The organism is Candidatus Methanoperedens nitratireducens, from assembly GCF_900196725.1.
Classification (GTDB): Archaea; Halobacteriota; Methanosarcinia; order Methanosarcinales; family Methanoperedenaceae; genus Methanoperedens; species Methanoperedens nitroreducens_A.
Map to the genome: position 1 here is coordinate 1 of NZ_FZMP01000032.1, position 22,330 is coordinate 22,330.

Annotated in this window: 6 protein-coding genes and 1 pseudogene; 1 reads left to right on the forward strand and 6 read right to left on the reverse strand. The window is 44.1% G+C overall.

The window, feature by feature from the left end:
• Positions 1–414 (forward strand): annotated as a pseudogene (locus tag MNV_RS03570) (transposase); the annotation flags it as partial.
• 102 nt (positions 415–516) lie between these two features.
• On the opposite strand, the gene MNV_RS03575 reads toward MNV_RS03570, so the two are convergent.
• From MNV_RS03575 to MNV_RS03600, 6 genes are read right to left on the reverse strand one after another with little or no spacing between them, the layout of a single operon-like run.
• The gene (locus MNV_RS03575) at positions 517–11,649 is read right to left on the reverse strand and encodes a Tc toxin subunit A-related protein (protein ID WP_096204006.1); all 11,133 of its coding nucleotides are present in this window, start codon (positions 11,647–11,649) and stop codon (positions 517–519) included.
• A 4-nt stretch (positions 11,650–11,653) separates the two neighbouring features.
• Positions 11,654–11,869 carry a hypothetical protein gene (locus tag MNV_RS03580; protein WP_096204007.1) on the reverse strand — a complete coding sequence of 72 codons (216 nt, stop codon included), beginning with the start codon at positions 11,867–11,869 and terminating at the stop codon, positions 11,654–11,656.
• Positions 11,870–11,871: 2 nt separating this feature from the next.
• Complete coding sequence (locus tag MNV_RS03585; protein WP_096204008.1) at positions 11,872–13,083, reverse strand: hypothetical protein; 1,212 nt, start codon at positions 13,081–13,083, stop codon at positions 11,872–11,874.
• Positions 13,076–13,324, reverse strand: a complete 249-nt coding sequence (locus MNV_RS03590; protein ID WP_096204009.1) for a hypothetical protein — start codon at positions 13,322–13,324, stop codon at positions 13,076–13,078. Before MNV_RS03590 ends, MNV_RS03585 begins: the two co-directional genes overlap by 8 nt.
• 2 nt (positions 13,325–13,326) lie before the next feature.
• Entirely contained in the window at positions 13,327–14,055 is a 729-nt protein-coding gene (locus MNV_RS03595; protein ID WP_096204010.1) for a hypothetical protein, read from the reverse strand.
• A 17-nt stretch (positions 14,056–14,072) separates the two neighbouring features.
• Positions 14,073–22,067 (reverse strand): SpvB/TcaC N-terminal domain-containing protein, encoded by a 7,995-nt coding sequence (locus tag MNV_RS03600; RefSeq protein ID WP_096204011.1) that lies wholly within the window; start codon positions 22,065–22,067, stop codon positions 14,073–14,075.
• Positions 22,068–22,330: the final 263 nt, after the last annotated feature.

Below are 22,330 nucleotides of genomic sequence, written 5' to 3' on the forward strand. Positions count from 1 at the left end.
TTTTATAAACATCAGCTTTTTGCAAGAATTAAAGAGAATGGTGGCTACTTCGTATCTCGATTGAAGGGGAATGCTGATCCTCTTATTATAGATGTACATAATACATGTCGAGGGAACAGTATTGATGTAAAAGGAAAACATCTCAGTGAGATTTTGCCAAAACTCAAGAGGCAGGTACTCGATGTTGAAGTTGAGATATCATTCAAACGTCGTAACTATAATGGTAAGGAACGAAAAGACTCAGTACAGTTACGATTGGTAGCGGTTTTTAATGAGGATGAGGAAAAGTACCATGTTTATCTAACTAATATTTCAAAAGATGTTTTGGGGCATGAAGATATAGCTAAGCTCTATGGTGCGAGATGGGATATTGAACTGATTTTTAAAGAACTCAAAAGCCGATATGCTCTTGACGTTGATAATATGGTACTTTCCCACCTTAAAATGCCAGGTTTCTGGGTTATCTGGGTTGTCACCGGCCTAAGCTTTTTCGGCCGCGCTTTTGACCAGCTTAATTTAGCGCATTTTAGCTGAATATAGACATATTATACCTATATCCTCGATAGCGTCTTGGTTCAATCGATAGTGGTCTTCAGTATTAATCTTCACTACTTCGTCTGTTCCATCTCTCTTTTGTCGTAACCATGATGGAATTTCCATATATTCTGTAGGATTCGTATCCTGTTTTTTCTTCCTTTTGACCTCAATAAACCATTTTCCCAATTCGGCGCCATCAGTAAATTTGGAAGACCTGAAATAAGCTAAGCCACCCATTTCAGTTGAAACAACTTCTAGTTCACCTGATATAGCCCTGGCATTTGGAGGCTTAAGAATGATGCGTAGTTGATCATTGTTAATATACGTAATAGGATATTTGAGTTTCAAGAAGATAGTAATCTCATTTATTTTTGTCGATTTTGAATCAAATTGGAATGGAAATCGCTCTCCAATAAAATTAAGTTGCAGTTTTTGATCCGTATCATTATTGCTGGGATTAAGAAAACTGTACCATTCCGAGGGGAATTCGTGCTTAGCGCTGAACATTCGGATTAAATCCTTTTTTACTTCACCAGAATTCATCTTTAGTTCAGTCTTTGCTTTATTCCTTAGAGGTTCTCCACCGTCTCTAGCAGTATAATTCATCTTTATAATAACATCAGAGATAGTATCAAAATCAAAGTTATTGCATTCTTTTGGCATTTCTAATCGCCATACCGATATTGCTCCTGCTCCCTCAAAATGCAGGTACCGCTCATCCCTGAAGTTTAACTCGAACATGCCACTATCGTTCTGTGCATTACTAGTTGCAATTGATTGGATGGCGCCGAGATTGTAATCAAAGCGTGGATCCTCGCCTGGCTTTTCCTCATATTTCCTATGAGGACCAGAAGGATCAGTGCTCTTACGAATCTTATTGCTCAGTAGAGTGAGAGTACAATTCACGCTAGTGTAAGGACCCGTCACGCACGGGATCGTCAGACTCACTGATTTGATACGCCGCATGTAATGACCTAGGTAATCCACATCGAACAACAGCTCTGGCAGTTCTACAAAACAAGCTCCAGTTTCTTTTAATTCAATCAGCCTTATTGGGTCAAGCAATGCAAGGGAGATATATTTAGTGATTTCGTACTCACGCTTGTTCTGGTCCAGGTATGATAATTCCATGCGCTTGAGGTCGTAATAAAGTTTTTCGCCTGCAAGCAAGCCCTTTTTCAAACTATCCCAGTATCCGAATTGGATAAAGTTCGAGTCAGAGAGGCCAAGTTCATAACGGTAGGCTCTCTCAGCACGCTTGGCAATGTCGTATGTCATCTGGTAGCTCTGGAAGTAAATGCTTGAAATCTGCCCAACCATCCAGTTATACAGCTCGCTGTTTGAAAACTTATCGTGCATAAATGCGTCCACTTCCTTTGCATTCTCTACTTGGAGATCATGATTTTCGAGTTCTTTCTCCGATATAGCGAGGCGAATTTTTGCCGCTTCGATTTGTTTCAAAATCTGCTTTTCCTCTGCACAAGCAAGATCAAACTGGAATCGCCAATCCTCAGCTCTCCTCAAATAACCACCCTTGATACCGCTGATTGATGCCTGAGTATGGAGTATGGAAATCATTGCTCCCATATATTCGCTCATTGCCCGTATTGCGCTCCCAAGTTGTGAGCCACCGAAAGATACGCCCCCCGCACATGTTGGCGGACATGTCTTAGCATCAGGAATTAGGCTGAGAGTATTGCCTAAATAATTCGTAAACGCCTGTATGAGCTGAAGATCCATACCCTGCTGCGTCAGAGCGAGCTGAACTTGTTCGTTTGGATTAAGCTTGAGAGTCCCATCTCCAGTTTGGTTTTCTGCACTGAGGGCTGGTTGCGATGCGTTTGCCTGTCCAGAGTTCACGAGGCTCTCAAAATGTGCTTTCCTCTTTAATAGTACTTGCTTACCTTCCTCCAGTGCGAATAAATTATCATTAGATTCTTGGACCTGCTGTTCCTTGATCAATCTCACGGCGTCGAGCAGCCTGATTTCGTGCTCCGATCGTAGTAAGGCAAGCTTCTCAGCATCATGTTTTTCATGTACTAAAATTAAGGCAGAACCGAGTGACTTCAAATCATTACACAGTTCAGTCGCCTTCTGCACCATAATGTTAAATCGATAATTCGGCAAAGGCGTACTCAGATCACTCAGTGCGCTATTAATATCTACCCCCGCTGCAGCTGCACGAACAAGAATGGCTGGATCAATAGGTGGCTCAAAAAGGGGAAGTGACAGCAACTGTCCTTTAATGTTCATGCAATGTCGAATCTTGAAAAGTCGATCTGCAACCCTGTCCCAGTAAGCGAGCAATTTATCGTTATTTGGAAAACAAAAGTAGGGCATATCAAGAGCTTGGCTACCCGGGTTAGTCGGAGCGTTAGCCGGAGCGGCAGAGGGAAAAATTAAACTTTCGATCTTTACCATGGCGTTATTGAAGGAATCCAACTCATATGACTGTAGAGAATTGAATGTCTGGATCTTTGGCTCGGCGCGCGGTGGAATCCGTTCAGGCCGTCTACCGAGAATCTGGGCGGCAAGTATATAAAGTTGTGTTGCCTCGTTGATAGATTCAATGGTTTCACGGCGGAATAGCATATCGCCCCAATCAAGTAAATTGTCTATATATTTCATAACCACTGTCTTCATATAAGCCACAATGCGGCTGCGAGCAATAACATGAGGCTTGAAAGGATTCTCCTGCCACAATGCTACTTGCTCGTCGAGCTCCTTGGAATCTTCCAAGAAATCCTGCAACGTGGATGGCGGTTGTTTCGCAAGTTTATGGAATGGAAGCACATTCCAGAATCCTGCAGCTCGTTCAGCTGAACTGAACGCCAGTGCTCCGGCTGCTGTGGGATTGAAAACATAATGGAACCATTTCTGCGCTTCCTCGAAACGTTGGTTCTTGCTGAGACGGGTTGCAATAAAAAATGGAACATGAAAGAATAGTTCCCAATTATACATTGAATATGCACCGCAACTAGAGAAATCAACATTTTCGATCGGTATCGATTCCAAAGGAATAATGCTCAAATTTGGTTTGTATTTATTAAAACTGTCTCCCCAATCCGTAAGGGATTGATTCGTTAAAGTCAAAAGTTCATTTGCTCCACCATACCTGAGTGATGAAATAAACTTGTTAACCCAAGGATGATAAAAAATTTCGAAAGAGAAACTAACATCAGTTTTTTTAGATACTAAATAAGTACGATAATCGTCTTGGAAAAAGAAAGGGAAATCCCCCTCGAATTGCTGATCCTGGTGAGGCACAAGCAATTTAAAAAGACTATAGATTTCTGTAAGGATGGCGAATGACTTGATGCTAAGGCTACTTGTCCCACTTGATACAAACATCATATTCTCTAGCAAAAACCCAGGAGGAACTTGAATTTCATCTGGTCTAGGCCACACCGGCGTGGTTTTAATAATGGAATCATTATAGTTCAGTGTGACAGACGAAATAACAACATTCTGTTTGACAATAGATGTCTTTGGTGGTTCTTGAGTTTGAGTCTTGTCGAGATAGATATCAACCCAGGAAGGAGTGAATGCAAGGTAATTGTCTGAATTCCATGCCAAATAAAGAGGCATCAATACAGAATTATATCCAGCTTGAGGTTCAATCTCGATGAAATACACATAGGGATTCGTACCCCCTCTTTTTTCGAAACTACGTGAAATGTAATCTAGGTCTAGCTTGAAACGACCGTATTCGTCAGTTAATGTTTGATACATTTCATAACGAGGATCCCATGAGCCGCCTCCAGGTGGGGGGCTATAAGGCATATAGGTCAAGCATACCTTAATCCCTTTTATAACCTTTTTCGTTACTCCGTCCTGAACACAACCCTGCATGTTAACTCCCGATATATCATCTATATCTTCCATCTCAGGTACAGGAGTGCCTTTTGATGTCGTTGTCGGCGGTTCTGTTGGCGCTTCATTTGAGATCTCAAGCGGGCCGTAAATCCAGATTGTCAGCCGATCACCCGAAACCATACCTTTAAAACTAACATTAGACGGCAATGTAATCCGGTTATCTAACGAAGGAGCGACGTAATCGTTACTTTTCCTCTTTGGCGACCATCTGCCGTTGGCGTACGTACTCCATGCGAGGTGAAGGTCCCAATACCTTAGCTCTTGCTCTCCATCTCTCACCGTTTTTTTGATAAAAATAGGCCAAAAAAGGTACACCTTTCTATTCCACACCACAGGTATCAGGTGATCTCCTTCTATATCCAAATCAACCTTCTCCCATATGCCCCATCTGTCCTTCTCTCGCTTGCGGTAAAAATAGATATGGGGTGTATAATATGTACGCCCAAAAACATGCAAGATATCAGTTCTTGACGTATCTTCTTTTTCATGATATATTCCGACAATTTCAAGCCGAGAGACCTGATCAAGTTTCTCAAGGTAGTGTGCTAGCGCCGTCTCGGCACTCTCTTCAGTAATATCATTTTGTAGCAATTCGGCTTCGAGTTCTTTGAAGAAGGGCGATTTATCGTCACGCAGTTCAGGCTCAATCCAGTTTTCAGGATACAGGAACACCTTGCGATTTGCTTCCCAGATACGATATTGTTTGCGCCATTTAGACCATTCTTCGGTTTCATCTGGTTCTAGGTTTACGCCACGTTCTAGGCTCATAAGGCACCGCTGAATGAACAGTTGTACAGAGCTGATCGCCTGCTTAAGACGTGAGGTCTCCATGCAGGAGCTCATCTCGACATCGATAAGATAGTACCCATACAAACCGTTCGCATCTTTCCATAGTGGTCTGTTTATCGAATCTCGCAAAGGATTAGCAACGTGATAATCGACTAAAGCGGCACGCTGCTGATCACGCAGCAAATCCCGCAATGGCTTCGCTTTTTCTAGCCAGATGGCTGTCTCATACTTAGCTTTGATTGCATTCTTGATACTTTGTGCATCTGTCGCCGTTAGATTAGTTCGGCGCCAATTGTTGCATTGCTCGCTAGAAGCACCGAGACTCTTCATCATCCTAAAACATGCAAGAAGGCGGGCAAGCGCTCGTTCATCTCGATATGCCTCTGGGAAAATAAAGCCAAAAACTTGGATTCCGGCGAGGAACCTTAAATCCTTTAATTCCCATTGAAGAAGCTCACTTAGTCGCCTGAGTAAACCATTCTCAGTTGTCGTTGGATCCCATGCAAGTGCAAACATTTCGGAAAGTACAATCTCGCCTGCAGGGAGCGAATCACGTAATTGTAATAACCCAGCAAGATGTAGCCAGGCATCAAAAGGAGCTGCTGGTTGAGCCGAATCAATTGGAAGATCATTAAAATTGAGCCAATCTGAACTTCTCATTGAAGTGACCAGCCATGTTATCTCCTTCGCAGTAATCCTGAACTTGCTAATAAACATAGCAACCTTATGCAGCAATTTAAAGGTCTTAAACTGCACTTGGAATGACGATGCAATCAACTTCACAGCAGGATTACTCTCAGCAAAAGTTAGATCAAGAAATTCAGCAAGGGCTTTTCGTTTAAGAGTTGGATCTGGTTCAGGATCTGCAGGGGAACGCAGGAATTCAGAAAGTAACTGTTCGACTACACGAGACTCCAATTGAAGAGCCTCACCAATCTTGTGCTTCACGAATTGCTCGCTCAGAGAAGTACGCAGATATGGCAATAGCTTCTTTAGCACAATATTGAAACGGTACTCGGGTGTAATGGGGTTGCCTTGTGTATCAATTGTTGTATCAAAAAATAGAGAAATTTCTACATGAGTGAGAAAATCCTCTTGCCGGAGAGGACTTGAAACGTTAGGCGCAAAAAAGAGAGCCTGGATTGCCTCCTGGTAAGCGAGATTGTCCGAAAGTCCTAGCAATGTCTGCTGCTTCGTGAGCGTCATTGTACCATTGAAGCGAAGCATGTGCTCAGTGGAATCATAATGTATCTGATTGCTGAGCGACCCCGGTAATTGTATGTTCGCTGGCAATTGCCAGAGCTGTGCAGAAAAATCAGAAGCAGAGGGTCTCAGATTGGGCGCATAATAAAGAGTATTGATACCTATAAGATACTGCTCATGATATGTATCTCTGGGATTGCTTGATAAATTAAGCAGTTGATCCCGTTCCGTTTTACTCATCATACCGATGGAATATAGTCTTTTCTCTGTCTCATCGTAATAGATCTTGTTCTTCAATGCATTCGGGAGCTTCACACTAGCTGGCAATGCAGCAAGCGCCACAGAGAAGCGCTGAAGTGAAAATGTATGCATGTGACGTAATATAAAATCCCTTGGAGCAGTAAACAGAGTGTCAATAGCCTCTTGATAATCTGCGTCGTTCGACATACTTTTGAGTTTGGCATATCTCAATAAGTTCATCGTGCCGGTAAAGCGCAATTTCTCTGCATCTTCGTCGTAGGAAATCCTTCCCTTGAGTCCGTCCTGCTGTTCAATAAGAGTCTGTACAGCTCTGCCATAATCATAATATCCATTCTGAGAAGCATCATCCAGCAACAATTTCCATTCAAGGTATGTCAATTTACGTAATACTCGTAATTTTCCTGTGCTTCTGTCGTGAACTACGACCTCCTGCAGTCCATCAGGGAACTTATATCTATTTGGCAACGCATTTAGTAAAAGATCGGTCTCATAAATTCCTGTATCATTCGGTAGCACGATACCTGCTGGCAAAGCACTGAGATCCGTTTCGTAGGTAATGTCATCATTGAATGCTGCAGTGACTTGCTTAATTAATTCATTGTCCCAGTTGAGCAAGGCCAGTTTCTTTTTGGTCAGCTCACCGCGTTGATCGGTTGTCCGTCCATTAGGATCGTCTAGGTCGTCTCGGAATGTGTTCTCTGCAGCAATTTTCTGCAGCCCACTGCGAATTTCATCTAAGACCAAAGAGATGTTCTCATCAGTGGGAGCAATCACACTGGAGAGCAGAAATTCATGACGCAACAGATAGTTCAGTTCAGCAATAGTAAACTTCGAGTCCTGCACCTTGCTAACATTATCGACAAATTGTAATGTATTCATGCTTCTGGCGAAAGGGTTGGTGGCCATCAGCTTAAGTACTGTGAGAAAATCCACGATGGGCAGCTTCAGTGCTTTGGAAAAGGAAGAGAGCCGATATAAGAGCGAGATTGTCCAAAGCCGCAAAGTATCGTGGGCCGGTATATCTGGGTAATTAGTTCGTGAAGTTAATTCTGCTTCGGTAGTTCCCACAAATGCGGCCAATTTGGCATCATCTATATCAAGTACCATTTTTAACTCTTTTGCCGTGATACTGAGCAAGAGAGCTAGGTCTGTGGCACTGATGCCGAGCCCTGCGGTAATCACTGCACTGTGTGCGCTTAGCTTCTGCGCTGATGCGCCTGAGGTAAGATACTTGAGTTCATCGCGTGTGCTATTGAGTTTGAAAATCTCATTTGCAGGAGTAACTACAGTTTTATTTTGAAATAACTGATCGTAAAGCGATAAAACCTCTGGTTGCCCTTCAGCAAGATGATCAATGTATCTAGCAGTATCTATCTTTTCCGACCACCAGCTTAATATGGTCAGCAGTGGCACGTTTAGCTTAGCATGCAGACGCTTCGCGTGTGAAAGATACCGGAGGAATGCATTGCTAATGTCAAGCTCGCCGTTAGCATTCTTAGGTTGGATTAAGAGAATTGCTTTATCTAGGTCGCGCATCGTCCAGCCGAGCCGATGCCACAGGCGGACGAAGCGATGAATCCGGCCAAGCGTCGGCTTATCAAGCCCTTTGATTTCCAGCTTACTGAGGTTGCATGTAGCCATGTCGATAGTGTCTATGGATACCAAGCTCAACTTTCGTGTGCTGCCAGTTGTGATTGGGTTAATGAAATATGTACCAAGTAATTCGAGTAACTCTCCATAGTTAAGGCCTGATCTCTGAAGGAAGACATCTACGCGTTTTAGTACTGCATCCCACTTGCCTATAATCGGTGTCCTACCACCTGCAGGATCAGGAATTTCTGCATTCTGAAGAATACCCCAGAAATCCCAAGGTCGATCTGGGTCGCCTCTAATTGGAATAGGTCTCGAATCATGAGTAACTCTCCCTACAATAATTCCTGCCTCTAACTCCGATATTCCAAGATGCTCATTGACAATTACAGAACTGAGCAGGGCATCCACTAGCGAGCCTCTGAACATTTTTTCCATCAGTTCATGCCGGTGAACACCAATATGATTGAGGTAGACTCGTGCCTCCTCCAGCCATAAATTGAAAGGTAAGGTCCATGGATATACGGCATTGCTTAGTTTGTCATAGGCTTTTGTGTTAATTTGTTCCGGGTTTGCCTTTAATTCTTCTGGCGTTCCCGAGGTCTGAAGAGACAGAAAGGAAACAATCAATTTTCCAGGTATTAACTCTACAATCGCTTGTTCGTTTAGTGTGATACGCCATTGGGCGCCAGCGTTAATAACAGTAATCGCTATATTCGCAGGAATCCTTAGTCGCTCTTCAAGTGCTACAGGCAATCGCCCCTGGTCTAATTCAGCGATCATGCTGGGTACAAATGGATATAATATAGGAAAAGTCGCTAGCTGCTGATTTCCTGCTGAAATGGTGAAGAATGAAATTGGTTGGCGAACAATAATAGATATCATTGCCTCGAGACTATAAGTGATTTGCCACCTTATGCCAATTCGCAAGACAGAAATAATGAAGTTTGCCGGCGGAAGGTAGGGATATTTCGCAATAGCAGATTTCACTTCTATCGGCAACTGTGCATGATCCATCTCAGTCATCGCATTGCTGCCGGGACTAATATCAATATGGAGAGGTGATTGATTTCCAATCTTAATCTCCATGCTATCTGGAGAATAGCGGATCATCCAGCGCCGCGCTCCATCCGCAATACGCCACTCTTTACCGGGATTACTAACTTTAACAATCGCCAGTTCAGATGAGGGTGAAGTTATACCTGCGATTGCATTCTTGACTTCTGTAGGCAATATGCATTTATCCAGGTCAGAAATCATATTTCGTCCAGTAGGATTGGGGATTATTTGTGGCACCACTGGTTCAATAGGATACTCTAACACCTCGTTGACAAGATCGATATAGGGTAACTTTATGTTGATGTTCTCGCATGTCAATTCGATCTCAGCAATATCTGGTCGACGATCAAGCAAGATCTGAAGGGGCGTTCGACCATTGATTATTGTTCCTTTTGCTAAGAAACTCAAAATATCGACAAGATATGCAGCCGGGCTGTACACCGACATGCAGTGCTTACAATCACAGAGATCCAGCGTACCGAAAAGGGTACGCCATTCTGGTGAGATCTTTAGCATCTCAAATGCCTCTAACGCCCCAGAGATGACATATGGCTCAGGTTTATTCAAACCCTTATGATGCTTGATGTAAAATAAAAGTGCAGTATCATGTACTTGGCGGCCTTTGGCATAGATGTCCCGTGCCCTAGCTTCTCCAAAGGGCTCAGTGTATCGACTGATAAAATCATTTTCCCGCATATGGGCGATCGAATAAGCACTGTGGAAGCCATCTCTGATGAGAGTGTTTATCTCGGTAACCCTAGACGTCAGTTTGTAGATCCGGTCAATCTGTAGGAGAGTAGACTTTGTGACATGAGGGTTGGCAACACCATTCAGATTGATTTCGTCGCTCTCCAGATATATATTAGCTGGCTTCACAGTATCCCCAAATGCAAATTTAGGATTTTTCTTAAAAAATGTATCAAGATTAGTGCGTAAACTAGCATCGAATCCGAATTTTCCTTGGCTTATTCTACTGGCGATCACAGCTGTAGGGAAGGAATCTTCAATCGCATGTGCCAGCATTGTAGCATAATTTTTGATTTTTTCAGTATTAGTCTCCCCTGAGGTATCAGGTGGAGCTCCGTGTTTGTTAGCAAGCTCCAACCATCCATCTTCGTCCAGGTTGGCTAAATATTGTATAGATGCAATCTCCTCTTCAGGGCGCTTCTGAAGCAGTTCGTGCATAAGTGGTATATGATATTGCGTGAACACTCCTAGTTCCAAGATAACTTGTATCTGGTTAATCTCATCCTGGCTAAACCCATGAATTTCTTTCCAGAACTCCTCGCCAGTTCCCTGGTGGGTAACGAATGCATCCGCCAGCACTTTCTGCTTTTCCCGATCTGGAAGAACTATGCTCAGCAGATTCCCGAACGAAGCTCTTTTAGATTCATCTGCTGGTTTGAGCACCTCTTCAACGGCTAACTCATGCAGCCGATTAAGAATAGCTCCTTGCCATTCACTCAATCTAAAGGGAATGATATTATCGCGCAGAGAGGCTTCTAGAGCACGGTGGAGTACATCGTGGTTTTGACTGAGCAGTGCGGATAAGCTTGTCGGAAGATTCTGGCGGAATAATCCATAAAACACATCGGGCTGCAAATCAGTCTGCTTCGCGAGCTTGTGTGCTTCTATAAGAAACTCTATGTGCTGAAAGTCTTGCCCTGTCTCGCCTGATATGAAGGTGATATCTCGATGTTTTTCATCCTCAACCAACTCAGCAATAGGAATGCCCTCAAGTAACGGGGTGATTTCTGCTATCAACTTTTCGTATTCTGATAGTTCATGATATTCCCCATCCACGCTAAGGTCTATAGTCTCTACAGGTTGTGCGTTGAAGATAATCGATGAGGAGGCAATCACCTGGTCACCCTCCTTATAAACACGAATGTAAAGATCGGCATTCTTCTTCTCAGCCCGATGGAACTGTTCAGCAGTATACATGATCTCATAGCGCCCATATTTATCAGCGACCGCCTCCCCAAGCAATTCCTCTCTGCGAAGATCTTTATCGAAGGCGCGCACGGGTACACCTGCAAGTGGGCTACCATCTGTCTGGCGAATCTGGCCTTTTACAACAAATTTTGCCGGTTGATCTATAGTCCCCAGCGCATCGACCATGACATTTATCACCTTAGCAGTGGTTTCATCTACCTCTCCGGTTGATCCGAGTCCATGCTGCTTCTGGAATTCTAATACTGCCTGGTAGACTGAATTGCCAAAAATCCCTTCCTTGTCCTTGATAGAGAAACCAAGCCGTTGCAATTCTTTTTGGAGAAGCTTGACATCTTCACCCTGCATGTCTATGGATAGATTTCGATCTTGGAGTTTCATAATTTTACTCCAAAATGAGATAATTGAATTTTTTATGGGCCGAGTAATCAACTTTATTTTGAGAGAATAAAATCGAATTTCGATCCAATAGAGAATTTATCTGTTGCCTGTTGCTATTTTCCTGCTCATCTATCACTGGATACCTGCAAACATCATCAAAAATATCCAGCCCTTCACCGAACTTCACATTGATACAATCTTTTTGATTCGTTTTTACCATTTTTATCTCCCTGTGATTTTCAATAAATAGTGCAATCCATTCCCCATAGCCTCCTGCTTATCTTCTTTCCAATCAAGGGCAATCTCCGCCCCAGGGATGGCAACATTTCCAAACAAGCCAAGTGCACCTACCGCCACGGTGACAGGTAGAAAAGGCGTTGCGCTAATCGCTAGCGAGATTCCTATGGAAGCCGCAACTGAAGTAAGACCTATAGCTTTTACAGCTAGCCTCACCCTTCGGTTTTTAAGCCATTTATCTTGTGTTTCTTTGGCTTGGGAAAGATTTTCCTGGATATCTGGTATTGTCTCGTATTCAAGCTGATCTGAGAATTCTTCAGTCCAGAGTTTTTCTTTGATTCTTCCTGCAAGCAAGCCCAGTTTTTTCCGTGTTTCTTTCAGTTCCCCTTCGTTTTCCTCTCTGTATTCCAGTATATCAGCCATCGTAATTTCAGAAGGTAATATCCCAAGTTCAAGATCAGTCAATGCAGTCATGGCGAGCCGGTTAGTTTTAAGCTCACTCTGCTTTGCCTTTTCATCAAGGATTTCACGAATCTCAGGGATTCTTTGTGCGCGCTGGATTTTGAGGGCAAGCGCCTTGTTATGGAATGGTTCGTCCGTGATGGGTGTTGCCCCTGTGTAAAGGAGGCCTCCAATAAGCGCGTGGTTGATCATAATAGCCTCTCCCAGAGGCAGAGGATAATCAGCATATCGGTATTCAGTAAGACCGCGGTCAGTTTCCCGGTATTCATCATAGACTTCAGCATAGCCTTCCATGTACCTGCCAAGACCCGGGGATAGCTCTCTTGCCACATCTCCCATAATACGCTGCATCGATTTATCCAGAGGATTAAATTCAGCATCGTCGCGTATTTCTTTAGGCACTTTTGCAAGCGCCAGCGTCCATCGCCGAGCCCTGCCTGATTGCTCACAGAGCTTCAGGAATTCAGGATCTTTCATATCTGCACGGACGGATTCAGCAATTATTTTTTCATATTTATGCAGGACATCTTCAGGTGCGATGCGCTCCAGAACGTTTTCCTGTTCAAGCAGTTTCAGATCATCGCTTAAAGGATTCTGTCCGATCCCAGCCCAGCAGGCTTTTTCTGGATCGAGTATGTAGAGTTTGTCAAAATAAAGTGCTGCTGCTTTCAATAGCAGTCCCTGCTCGCCTTTGAAGGAGGCGTATGGGTAGTAAAAAATACTGTGCTCAGTCATTCCAAAACCTGCCGTAAGGATACGGATACTCATCTATATCGAAGCTGAACTCCTTTCCTTCAGGGAAGAAGAAATCACGCCCTGCATGTGCCTGTATTCCCTGAATATCCCTGACCCTGCCTGTTGCTCCATTGTACTTTTCCTGTTCATCTATCACTGAATACCCGCAATTATCGTCAAAAATACCCAGCCTTTCACTGAACTTCACGCTGATACATTCTTTTTGACTTGTTTTTACCATTTTTATCTCCCTGTGATTTTCAATAAATAGTGCGACCCATTTCCCATAGCCTCCTGCTTACCCTCATTCCAATCGAAGGCAAGTTCAGCCCCGAGTGGGATACTGCTATCGAACAGCCCCAAGACCCCTGTCGCTACTGCTACCGGGAACAGTGGCATTACCCTGAAAGCAAGCGAGATTGTGGCTGACGCCGCAGCAGCGATCAAGCCCGCGAGCTCGAGAGCTGATTTTTTCCACCCTGTATTGAGCCATGAATCATGGGCCTTTTTATTCTTTTCCATTATACTGTGAATTTTGAGTATCACACTGACTTCTAGATTTTTAGCAAATTCGTTGCTCGGTGATTCTTCATTAATCTCACAATCAAGCCATCTCAGTTCATAGCGTGATTTATCGAAATCTTTTCCAAGTCTTTTACCGATGGTGATGATTCTGAGGCTTTTAGCTAAGATGTCGGTATTTGTAGCTATTCTTCCGCTAACCTTCATCTGTTTTCTCTTCTTTGATAATTCGTGTAATCTACTGATTGTTGCCCCGTCTATGATGCCTATTACATCTAGATTATGTTTATTTTGAAAATATAGTATTGCAGTATGGTCTCTAAGTCCAAAATACTTCTTTTTCTGTTCATCAAAATGGATGCGATAATCTAATCCCTTCAACCTATAATAGATAATCATAACGCTCTCCCATTTCATACACATTGATAGATTTTTTACTTTAGGTTTCATAATATTTTTCTTCTATGTTAGGGAATGGGAGGACGTTGGAATCCTGTAATGAGTTCTTCGACTGGCACACCCAGTCGAGCTTGAATCTGAGCAGCCAATCCGAACTCCCGAGGGTTAATTACGCCTGGCACAATAAGATTCACTTCCTTAACACCTTGAACGCCTCTTACAAGTTGCCCGTTTTGGTATATGGCCAAATCAAGCCATCTTTCACTTCCCGCGATTAGACCACCTGGGACATGAACCTCGAAGGCAACACTAAAACCTTGCTGCTCAGCTTGCGCAGCTCTCATAAGTATAGCCACCCGTGTTTCCAAGTTACCAGAACGGCCACCTAGCTCTTCTAACGCAACTCCTGCTGCATACTTCTCGGAAATCAACCGTCTGAACTGTGCTAATGTCTGCGGTGTATCTTGCCCAAAGCCCATTCGCAAGCCAGCTTCTTCAATAATTAATCTTCTATCCATCACTTCGATGCCTTCATTGCGAAGGAATCTGATGATAGGCCTTAAAGTTCGAATTGAAGCAGCTAACTCGGAAGTGACTGGAGTAGCTAACCTGGAAGTAACTGGAGTAGCTAACCTGGGAGTAGCTGCCCCCGCTCCCGTCTTACCCCCAGCTCCAGCCATGAAAAACAACACTGCCCCTGCAAGAAAGCCGTTTCTTCTAGTTTCCTTGGCAATTTCCGCCATTTCGTGCGTAAATTTATAGACCGCATTAATCTCATTCTCACTCCATCCAATTTTGGTTAGTTCTTCTTTGGATGGGAGAAGAGGCGTTTGATCAGCTGGAGGAGGTTCAAACAGAGAGAAGGGAAAACTTAAAGCCGTCATTTTAGCTCGCATGCTTTCTTCTGCGACGTTTCTCATAGCCCACGATACTTTTTCTTCTAGATTTCTTTTATTGGCCCTTCTCTCTAGTTCGTTATCAATTTTGTTCATCATGATAGTATTTGAACTTGTTTCCTTCTTGATCTGGGCAATTCGATATTTCATCCACAGGTGCTTTAACCCCTCATCACTAAAATGCGATAAGAGTTCGCTTTGAGTGCCTGTGGAATCTAAATACATTATAGGTGAGGAGCGTCCGTATTGATAGAGATTATTTCCATCGGCTAGGCCGGCAGGATCACCGCTTATCCACTTCCCTAGCCACGATGCATAGTACCGCGCCCCGTGGTAATATAATCCTGTCTCCTCATCCCGCTCCTTGCCCGTATAGCGGTAAAGCTTGATCGGCACTTCGATATCCTTTCGCACCGCCTGGTACGATGTGCTGCCGTAGGGATAGTACTCCTCACATGAAATCCTGTGAGCATCCTTATCAAGCTCCATCACAGAAGAACCTAGCTGATTCCCTAACTGATAGCGCAAAAGTTGGCGCGGCACTCTATCACTATTTTTTGTATCTTTTATACGGGTCTCGACCATGGCGATCCGCTGCTTATCATCCATAATATGAAGCGTTTCACGCTCAAGAATCGATGCACCTTCACGCTTCCAAAATATCTCAAAGCTGCCAAGGTAGATACGCTCTTCAATAACACTGCCGTTATTCTTCTCAGCTACCTTCCGCACTCGCTGACCGCCGACATCATAAACATAATAAACCTGTTCATGGCCTTTCTTTGCATGCTGCATTTGGTCTTTAAAATCCCACTCTATATTCTCAAGATGTGGCATTGATTTCATGTTGCCGTGTGGGTCGTATGTGTAAGGTTCTTGGATAGGTTGCTGCCCCTTGGGATGAACAACCGTGCAGCTCAGGCGATTGCTTCTCCTGTTATGTTCGGTCAGACTGTTCTCCATATATTTATAGGCGCGATCCCAGTTCCCGTTTTTCGCATTGTGATCAAACAACAGGATGTTCCCTACCTCATCATAACTATAGAACTCGGAGTAATTGCGCATCTTCTTTCCGTCATTCGGATGAGCCAGACCAATCCTGAACCTATCGTTCCATGTAGTATGAGGCTGTGATGCCTGTCCTATGTGTTCTCTACCTGATGCTTCGATCAGTCGGTAGATTGCATCATATCTGTATTCAGACTCCGGTTCCACTACTTCACCATAATGATGAATTATAGGCTGGGCATCATCACGAACGGCTGTGATATTGCCCGCAGAATCATAAGTGTATAATACATCCTGCAGGCGCTCCATACCGCGCAGGGTCTCCAGATGTTCCAAACGAAAGGTTAACGGATTATATTTATATATTGTGCTGACATCATTTCCATACACAATCAATTCGCGTTGTCCCTTCGCATTGTAATTGATGTTCTTAACCACGCGATGGAGAGTTGTGTCAGGATCAAGTAATCTCTCATCCTTTGTGTCCCGATTAAACTGATCAGAATCTATCCCAAGCCAGATATCCTCACGCTCAAGAAGGTTAGCTTCGTTATAAATAGGCTGGATAACATTGAGTTTCGTCCCTGCCCTGTGGGGAGCTATGATTTGGATGGGGCGGTTAAGGGCATCGTAGATTGTGCTGCCTGTGAACGTCTCATTAGTCACAACATCAGCAGACCAGTTGATGATGTTCTTGTAATCATATGCCAGAGCCCGGCTGCAGTGCAGTAGGTTACCCTTGAAATCGTAGGCTTCATCTTCATCAGTGACCGGATTATGAGCCATGTTCGTTACAATGCCCGCGCTGTCGTATTGCCTGAACATGCGGGTGCGCAGGTTCAGGTCTTTATCTTTCGCTTGGTTCTCACCATAGTCCGTCTTCGCAAACAGCACGTCCATATTATAAGTGCGCGGATCCGAGTAGTTAGCGTCCGTCCCTCTCACGAACTGGCGAAGAGGGCGGCGAAGCTCATCGTATTCAATCCAGAAGTTATGCCCGCGGCTATCCCAGGCGCGAATGGGTTTACCCGCCACGTCGTTCAGCACCCAGCGCTCACCAGCTTCCATGCTTATCTGGTAGATGCGGTTGCCGAGCATATCATAGTCATACTTCATAATGATGCGCTGTTCTAGCTTTTTTTTGTCGTTTTTCCTCTCGTCCCTAACTTCGCGCTGGTTGCCTTCGATATCGGAAATAATCCATGTGCGGTAGAACTCTTCGACGGGTGGATTAGTGTGGGGAGTGTTGCTTCGTTTGAACCTGTTGTGAGCAACTGTCATGAAAGTGCGCCCAAGCGTATCTAAATAAGCGACAGTGGGAGTATTACTGTGAATGCCCGCCTTTTCCGCAGCACTTTTCTCATAGTCTCCGAGCGTGCCGCCGATACGCTGGGTATGCCATGTTGGAAGATATTCGGAATCGGGTAATCTCTGGAAGAAATTCCCCACATCTTCATCGGTTTTTGGATCCGATCGAAGGATTGTATCATTCACATCCCAGAATTCCTGCCGCCACGGATTAAAAACCACTTTTTCATAAGTATGATTTGGGTGCAAGGTGGCGATAACACGCTCGACCGGGTCGTAGAATAGCACAGACGGAACTCCAGTATCGGTCATCTCAGGCTCTTCTTCGTACAGATACGTACTGCTAAAGAAGGGCTCGTACTGCTTTACTGGCTTGCCCTTGTTGTTGTAAACAGTTCGCCCTTTGCCGATCCATCGATGATTAGTATTTGCCTTCTTTGGCTCTCCATTTTGAAGAACTAGCTTGCCAGGTTTAATGTCGCCACTGAGTAAAGTCTCATCTTCCTCGCGCTCTGGTGCATCGCCTGATTCTGCTTGGATCTTATTTTGGATCTCTCTTCCGAAACCATCCGAATAAGTAAAGTTGATTTGGATTGGAGAGCTGGCACCCCCCGGGTCTCTTGTATGAATTTCTCTTGCCAGCGTGGCAGCAAGCGGTGGTTGACCGCAGCGCAGAAAACGGTCGACGTCATAAATAATCCTAGTGGTTGCATCTTTTAACAAATTCTTTGCTTTGCCCCTCGGGTTATCGATGAATGCCTGAATTTCCGAAAGGATAATATCAGCTTTGAATCCGGTCAATGAATCTCCTTTGGGTTTACCATCTGGCTCTTTTACCTTACCCATCACTGCTGTGCCAGCAACCATGCCAAGGGCGTCAAAAATAACCTCTGAACGATTTCCATTTGGGTCATAAACAAGGCGCGGTTGCATCACACGGTAATCGTTCTCAACTTTCAAACTTCTGTTACTTTCTTTTGTCTCAACAGTAATAATATTCCCAACAGAGTCCTTGGTCTCCACCATTAGAAGATTGTATTTGTCATATCTGATTCTGGTGAATTGACCGAAAGGATCCTGAAATGCCTGCGGTAAATAAAAATGCTCCTTTGCGAATACAGGGTCGTAAGGAATTGGATTAGGGGGATTATCTGGGATGGGGGAAAGGAATAATCGGCCCGAAGGCACCCACCATTGGCCATCTTTGTCCGTAGATGGGAATAGTAGCTTTGATTTATACTCTTTGCTGTCAATATATGCTCCTTCTTTAGCAAGCATATTCGACATGTCGCCAGTATTCACTTTGCCGCTATCTATAAAATTCTTTTTAAGCAATCCTGAAGTGAAGGCTAGCTTATAAGTTTCGTAAGGAAGTCCCAATGGATCAAGCGATCCTAAGGGCAGAGGTTTGGAAAGATCATCCTTGTAATAAAGCTGCCTCACATGTTCAATCAGGCGGCGTGATGGCGCGCTCAATGCTGTTTCATCTACCCCCCATTGCTCATATGTAAGATCATGCCGCCCATCGCTGATAGACTTAACCTTACTCACCATCTCATCAAATCGGAATAAATTGGTTATCTGCAGTAAGACAGGTTTCGCAATTTTCAAGAGTTCATAGGTACGTGTTTGGCACAATAGGGGCGTACGATAGATGTCATTCTGACTAATTGGATTGGTATAGCTGTTCTCCGTATAAGTGATGCACGTGCGCTTTTGTTTCTTCCTGTCCTCATCTGTAAGCAATGAATCGAGATCATCATGGCGTCGTCCATAACCAATAGCGACAGATTGTAAAACATTCCCGAACTCATCAACCGCCAGAGTCATAGAATGACTGACACGCGGGTCAGCCAGGTTATTAAAGAGCTTCCGTTCATAGTGAAAATCAACCGTTTCGTGTGGATGGACGAAAAAGACTGCATGCCTGTTCGATCTTTGTGGCTGCAGGATTTCGATCGTATAGTTACGCTCAGAAACACTATACGGTCTTTTCTCTTCCTCAGTACCATCAAGAGCATAGATTTCCTGACGCAGTATTGAACCTTTGAGAGAGCGGTATGCTTCCTTTACTTCCTCAATAGATAGGTTATAAGGTACACGCGAACCATCAGCAAGATGAATCGCATCAGGCAGCACTGTATCATCAAGCAGCATGGCACGCATTTGCCGCAGTTGCGCTTCCGATGTGATAAGACCGAATTCACTATAATATTCATCTTCAAACTGTCTGGAGATGCGTATCCCATCCAGGTAAGCGCCGTTGTGGAACCAGGTCTTTATCAATACTGGAGGAACATGGGATGCTGCATCAATATTGGTTGCAGATGGCAAGGTATCATTAGTGCTGAGTGTGCCAAACTCCTCGGTGTCCCATTGTTCGACCATGCCGAAACCACGAAACTCCCGCTCGAAACCATCGAAGTAACCGTGATGATAAGCATACCGTGTGACAAAACGGTTCTGGCTAATCCAGTCCCTGACCTCAACACGCTCCACTACATGCACGGGAAAAGGTATTCGTGTGACCCATGGTTTTCCTACTTTTTTATCTGCAATATAAAACTTGGTAGATGGAGCATAAGTCACGCTTGTCTCCGCACCCATGTTGTTTTTTACCGAAATTAGAAGATGCGGTTTTTGTCCACCCATCAGGTCGATATAGAGCATCTGACGGCTCCCGTCAACGGGCAAAAGGGATGACCATAATAGACAGGCTGTGCCGTTGCCAAGCAGATCAACGACTGTGACCGAAGTGAGGTTATCAATGTGAGGGAACTGAGTCAGGGTTCGTGCTTCACCCCAGCTATTCCCGGACTGATTGAAATAAATATGAATACCTTCATTTCTAAGGTAGATGATATCAATTGTGCCAGAACCATCGATATCTGCAAGCAGAACGCGCTTCTGGTCGAAAATTTCAGGAGCATCGAACCATGGTGAGTTATCCATTGTCACTTTGGCACCAAATTGGCCGTAGCCAAGGTTGGGCCAGTAGCATACCTCTCCGTTGCGAATTCGCACAAGGTCTGTCAAACCGCCGCCGCTCATATCTGCAAGATAAATGGATTGGGTACCGTCGGCGAAAATTAACTTTGGTCCCTTTTCCTCATCAAAAGGTATGCTTACTTTCTCGGATATCCCAAAGCCCTGCTCAGCCAGGGAAGGATACCAGGTAAAGACATTATCTTCGGTGATCAGGATATCGGCATGTCCATCGCCTGTAAGATCAAGGAATTTAAGATTTGGTTCATTCCAATTAATATTTGGTAAAGAATCGAACTTGGTAAACTGCCCCCAGTGCCCATCTTGAGTGCGCTCATAGAAACCGGATACAAGACCACCAAATTCGACTAGATCGATCTGACCATCCCCATCCATGTCTATAAGTTGCTGCCTCCCGCTATTCAAGGCAGCAAGCGATGGTTTTTCTGAAAGTAACTGGAGCGGGCCAAAATTCCCTCCTCCCAGGTTTGGTTTATAAAACCATCCTTCTGCCTGTTCCGTGAGAATACCGGAAAGACCTTCTCCATCCAGATCTATCCATCGATAACTCATGCCATCTAAACCCTGTGGCAGATTTTCGAGGCTTTTAGCGTCTATCTCCGATATCTTTTCTTGAATGGTTGCTTTAGTGTACTCAAATTCGAGTGGCGGCAGTGATCTCTTTAGATACGTCCCATCAGTTTTACGAACAAATCCTGATTGGATGATTTTATTGATAAACGAAGCGACAGGGCTCTTATTATAATAAAATTCCGTAGAGCGAACAAGGTAATCTTGTGTGCCAAGTTCATCAGGAAAATGATGAAACATTAACACGCGGTGACATAGACGATAGGTGCGAACTTCGAAGCCTGCTTTATATGTGGAAAAAGCATCCTGTCTGATTCTCCATGGGGATGTATCCTGTGGAGTCGGGTGTTCCAGATCATGTTCGCCATAGTCGAAGACTACTTCAAATAGCCAGTCTTTGCGTTCCAATAAATCTTCATCAGCTTGGCGAGGGGTCTGGTTACCGTATCGGATATACTTCAAGTATCGGTTAGCTTGACGTGTCAGGTTACTTCGATTCTTTTCATGAACTTTAGATGTAACAACTTCTAACGAGTCCTCTTTTTTGTATTCATAGATAACTGCATTGCCTTTGTCATCATAGCTTTCGCTGATAAGCCAGCTAAAGACCCGGGCCTTATCATTCGGATCTGCTATTCTTTCATTGATAGTTTTTCCATATATCGTTGTTACGTTATCTTTTGTTATAGATCTCCAGTGAATATCGCCTGTTTGTTTATTCACCCAGCGTTCGATGCGGGCGAACAGTCCCTCGATTCTGGGGCGATAGCACTGTATATTAAATGCATTGCTGACAGGAACTGTATGTTCGAATACCGGCACAAGATCTTCAAAACCTGATAAGATAAAAATATCCGATTCATCTGCATCCTGATATTTTGGTAAGCCTTTATCGGTTTTACGGGTGATAGACGGCAGCGAGAGGCCCCAGCCAAAGCCGAAGGGTCCGTTACCTGAACCAGAATCATATGAGAGTGAGAGTTGCGGACCGAAGCCAGAGCGGCCAGGGGTAGTGAAGATTGGGACATTGAGAGATCCAGTGCCAGTCACGGGATTAGCTGCAAATTTCTCGCCAATTCCGCGAATTGCGCCTCCGCCCTTCGGGAGCGATATGGATGGGATGGGGGAGGCTCCTCCACTTTGATCGATTGCTGCTGCTCTACTGTTTGGTCCATTAACTTCGCCTGCTCCCTGACTTCCTTTTGGCGCTGTAGTTGTATTTAAAGAATTAACTGCGAACTGGCCATCGGGCCTTACGCGAAAACCACCATTCATTTTCCACCACCGTTTTTGAGAAATGAGCTACCCTAATTTGAATGACTTGATCTTTTTTCATCTAACTACCGCCATTTTTGACCATGTCCACGGCTACTATTATCTTGCATTATATTAATTTTTCGATAAGAAACAATGTGCATCGAAATTAAATACTAATAGCTTATTAAATATCTTAATGTTATAAATAATTGGCAATTTTTAAAGTCTCTCGACCCTGTAGAATTATACGTATAAATTTCGTACAAAGAGAAGTAACGAAT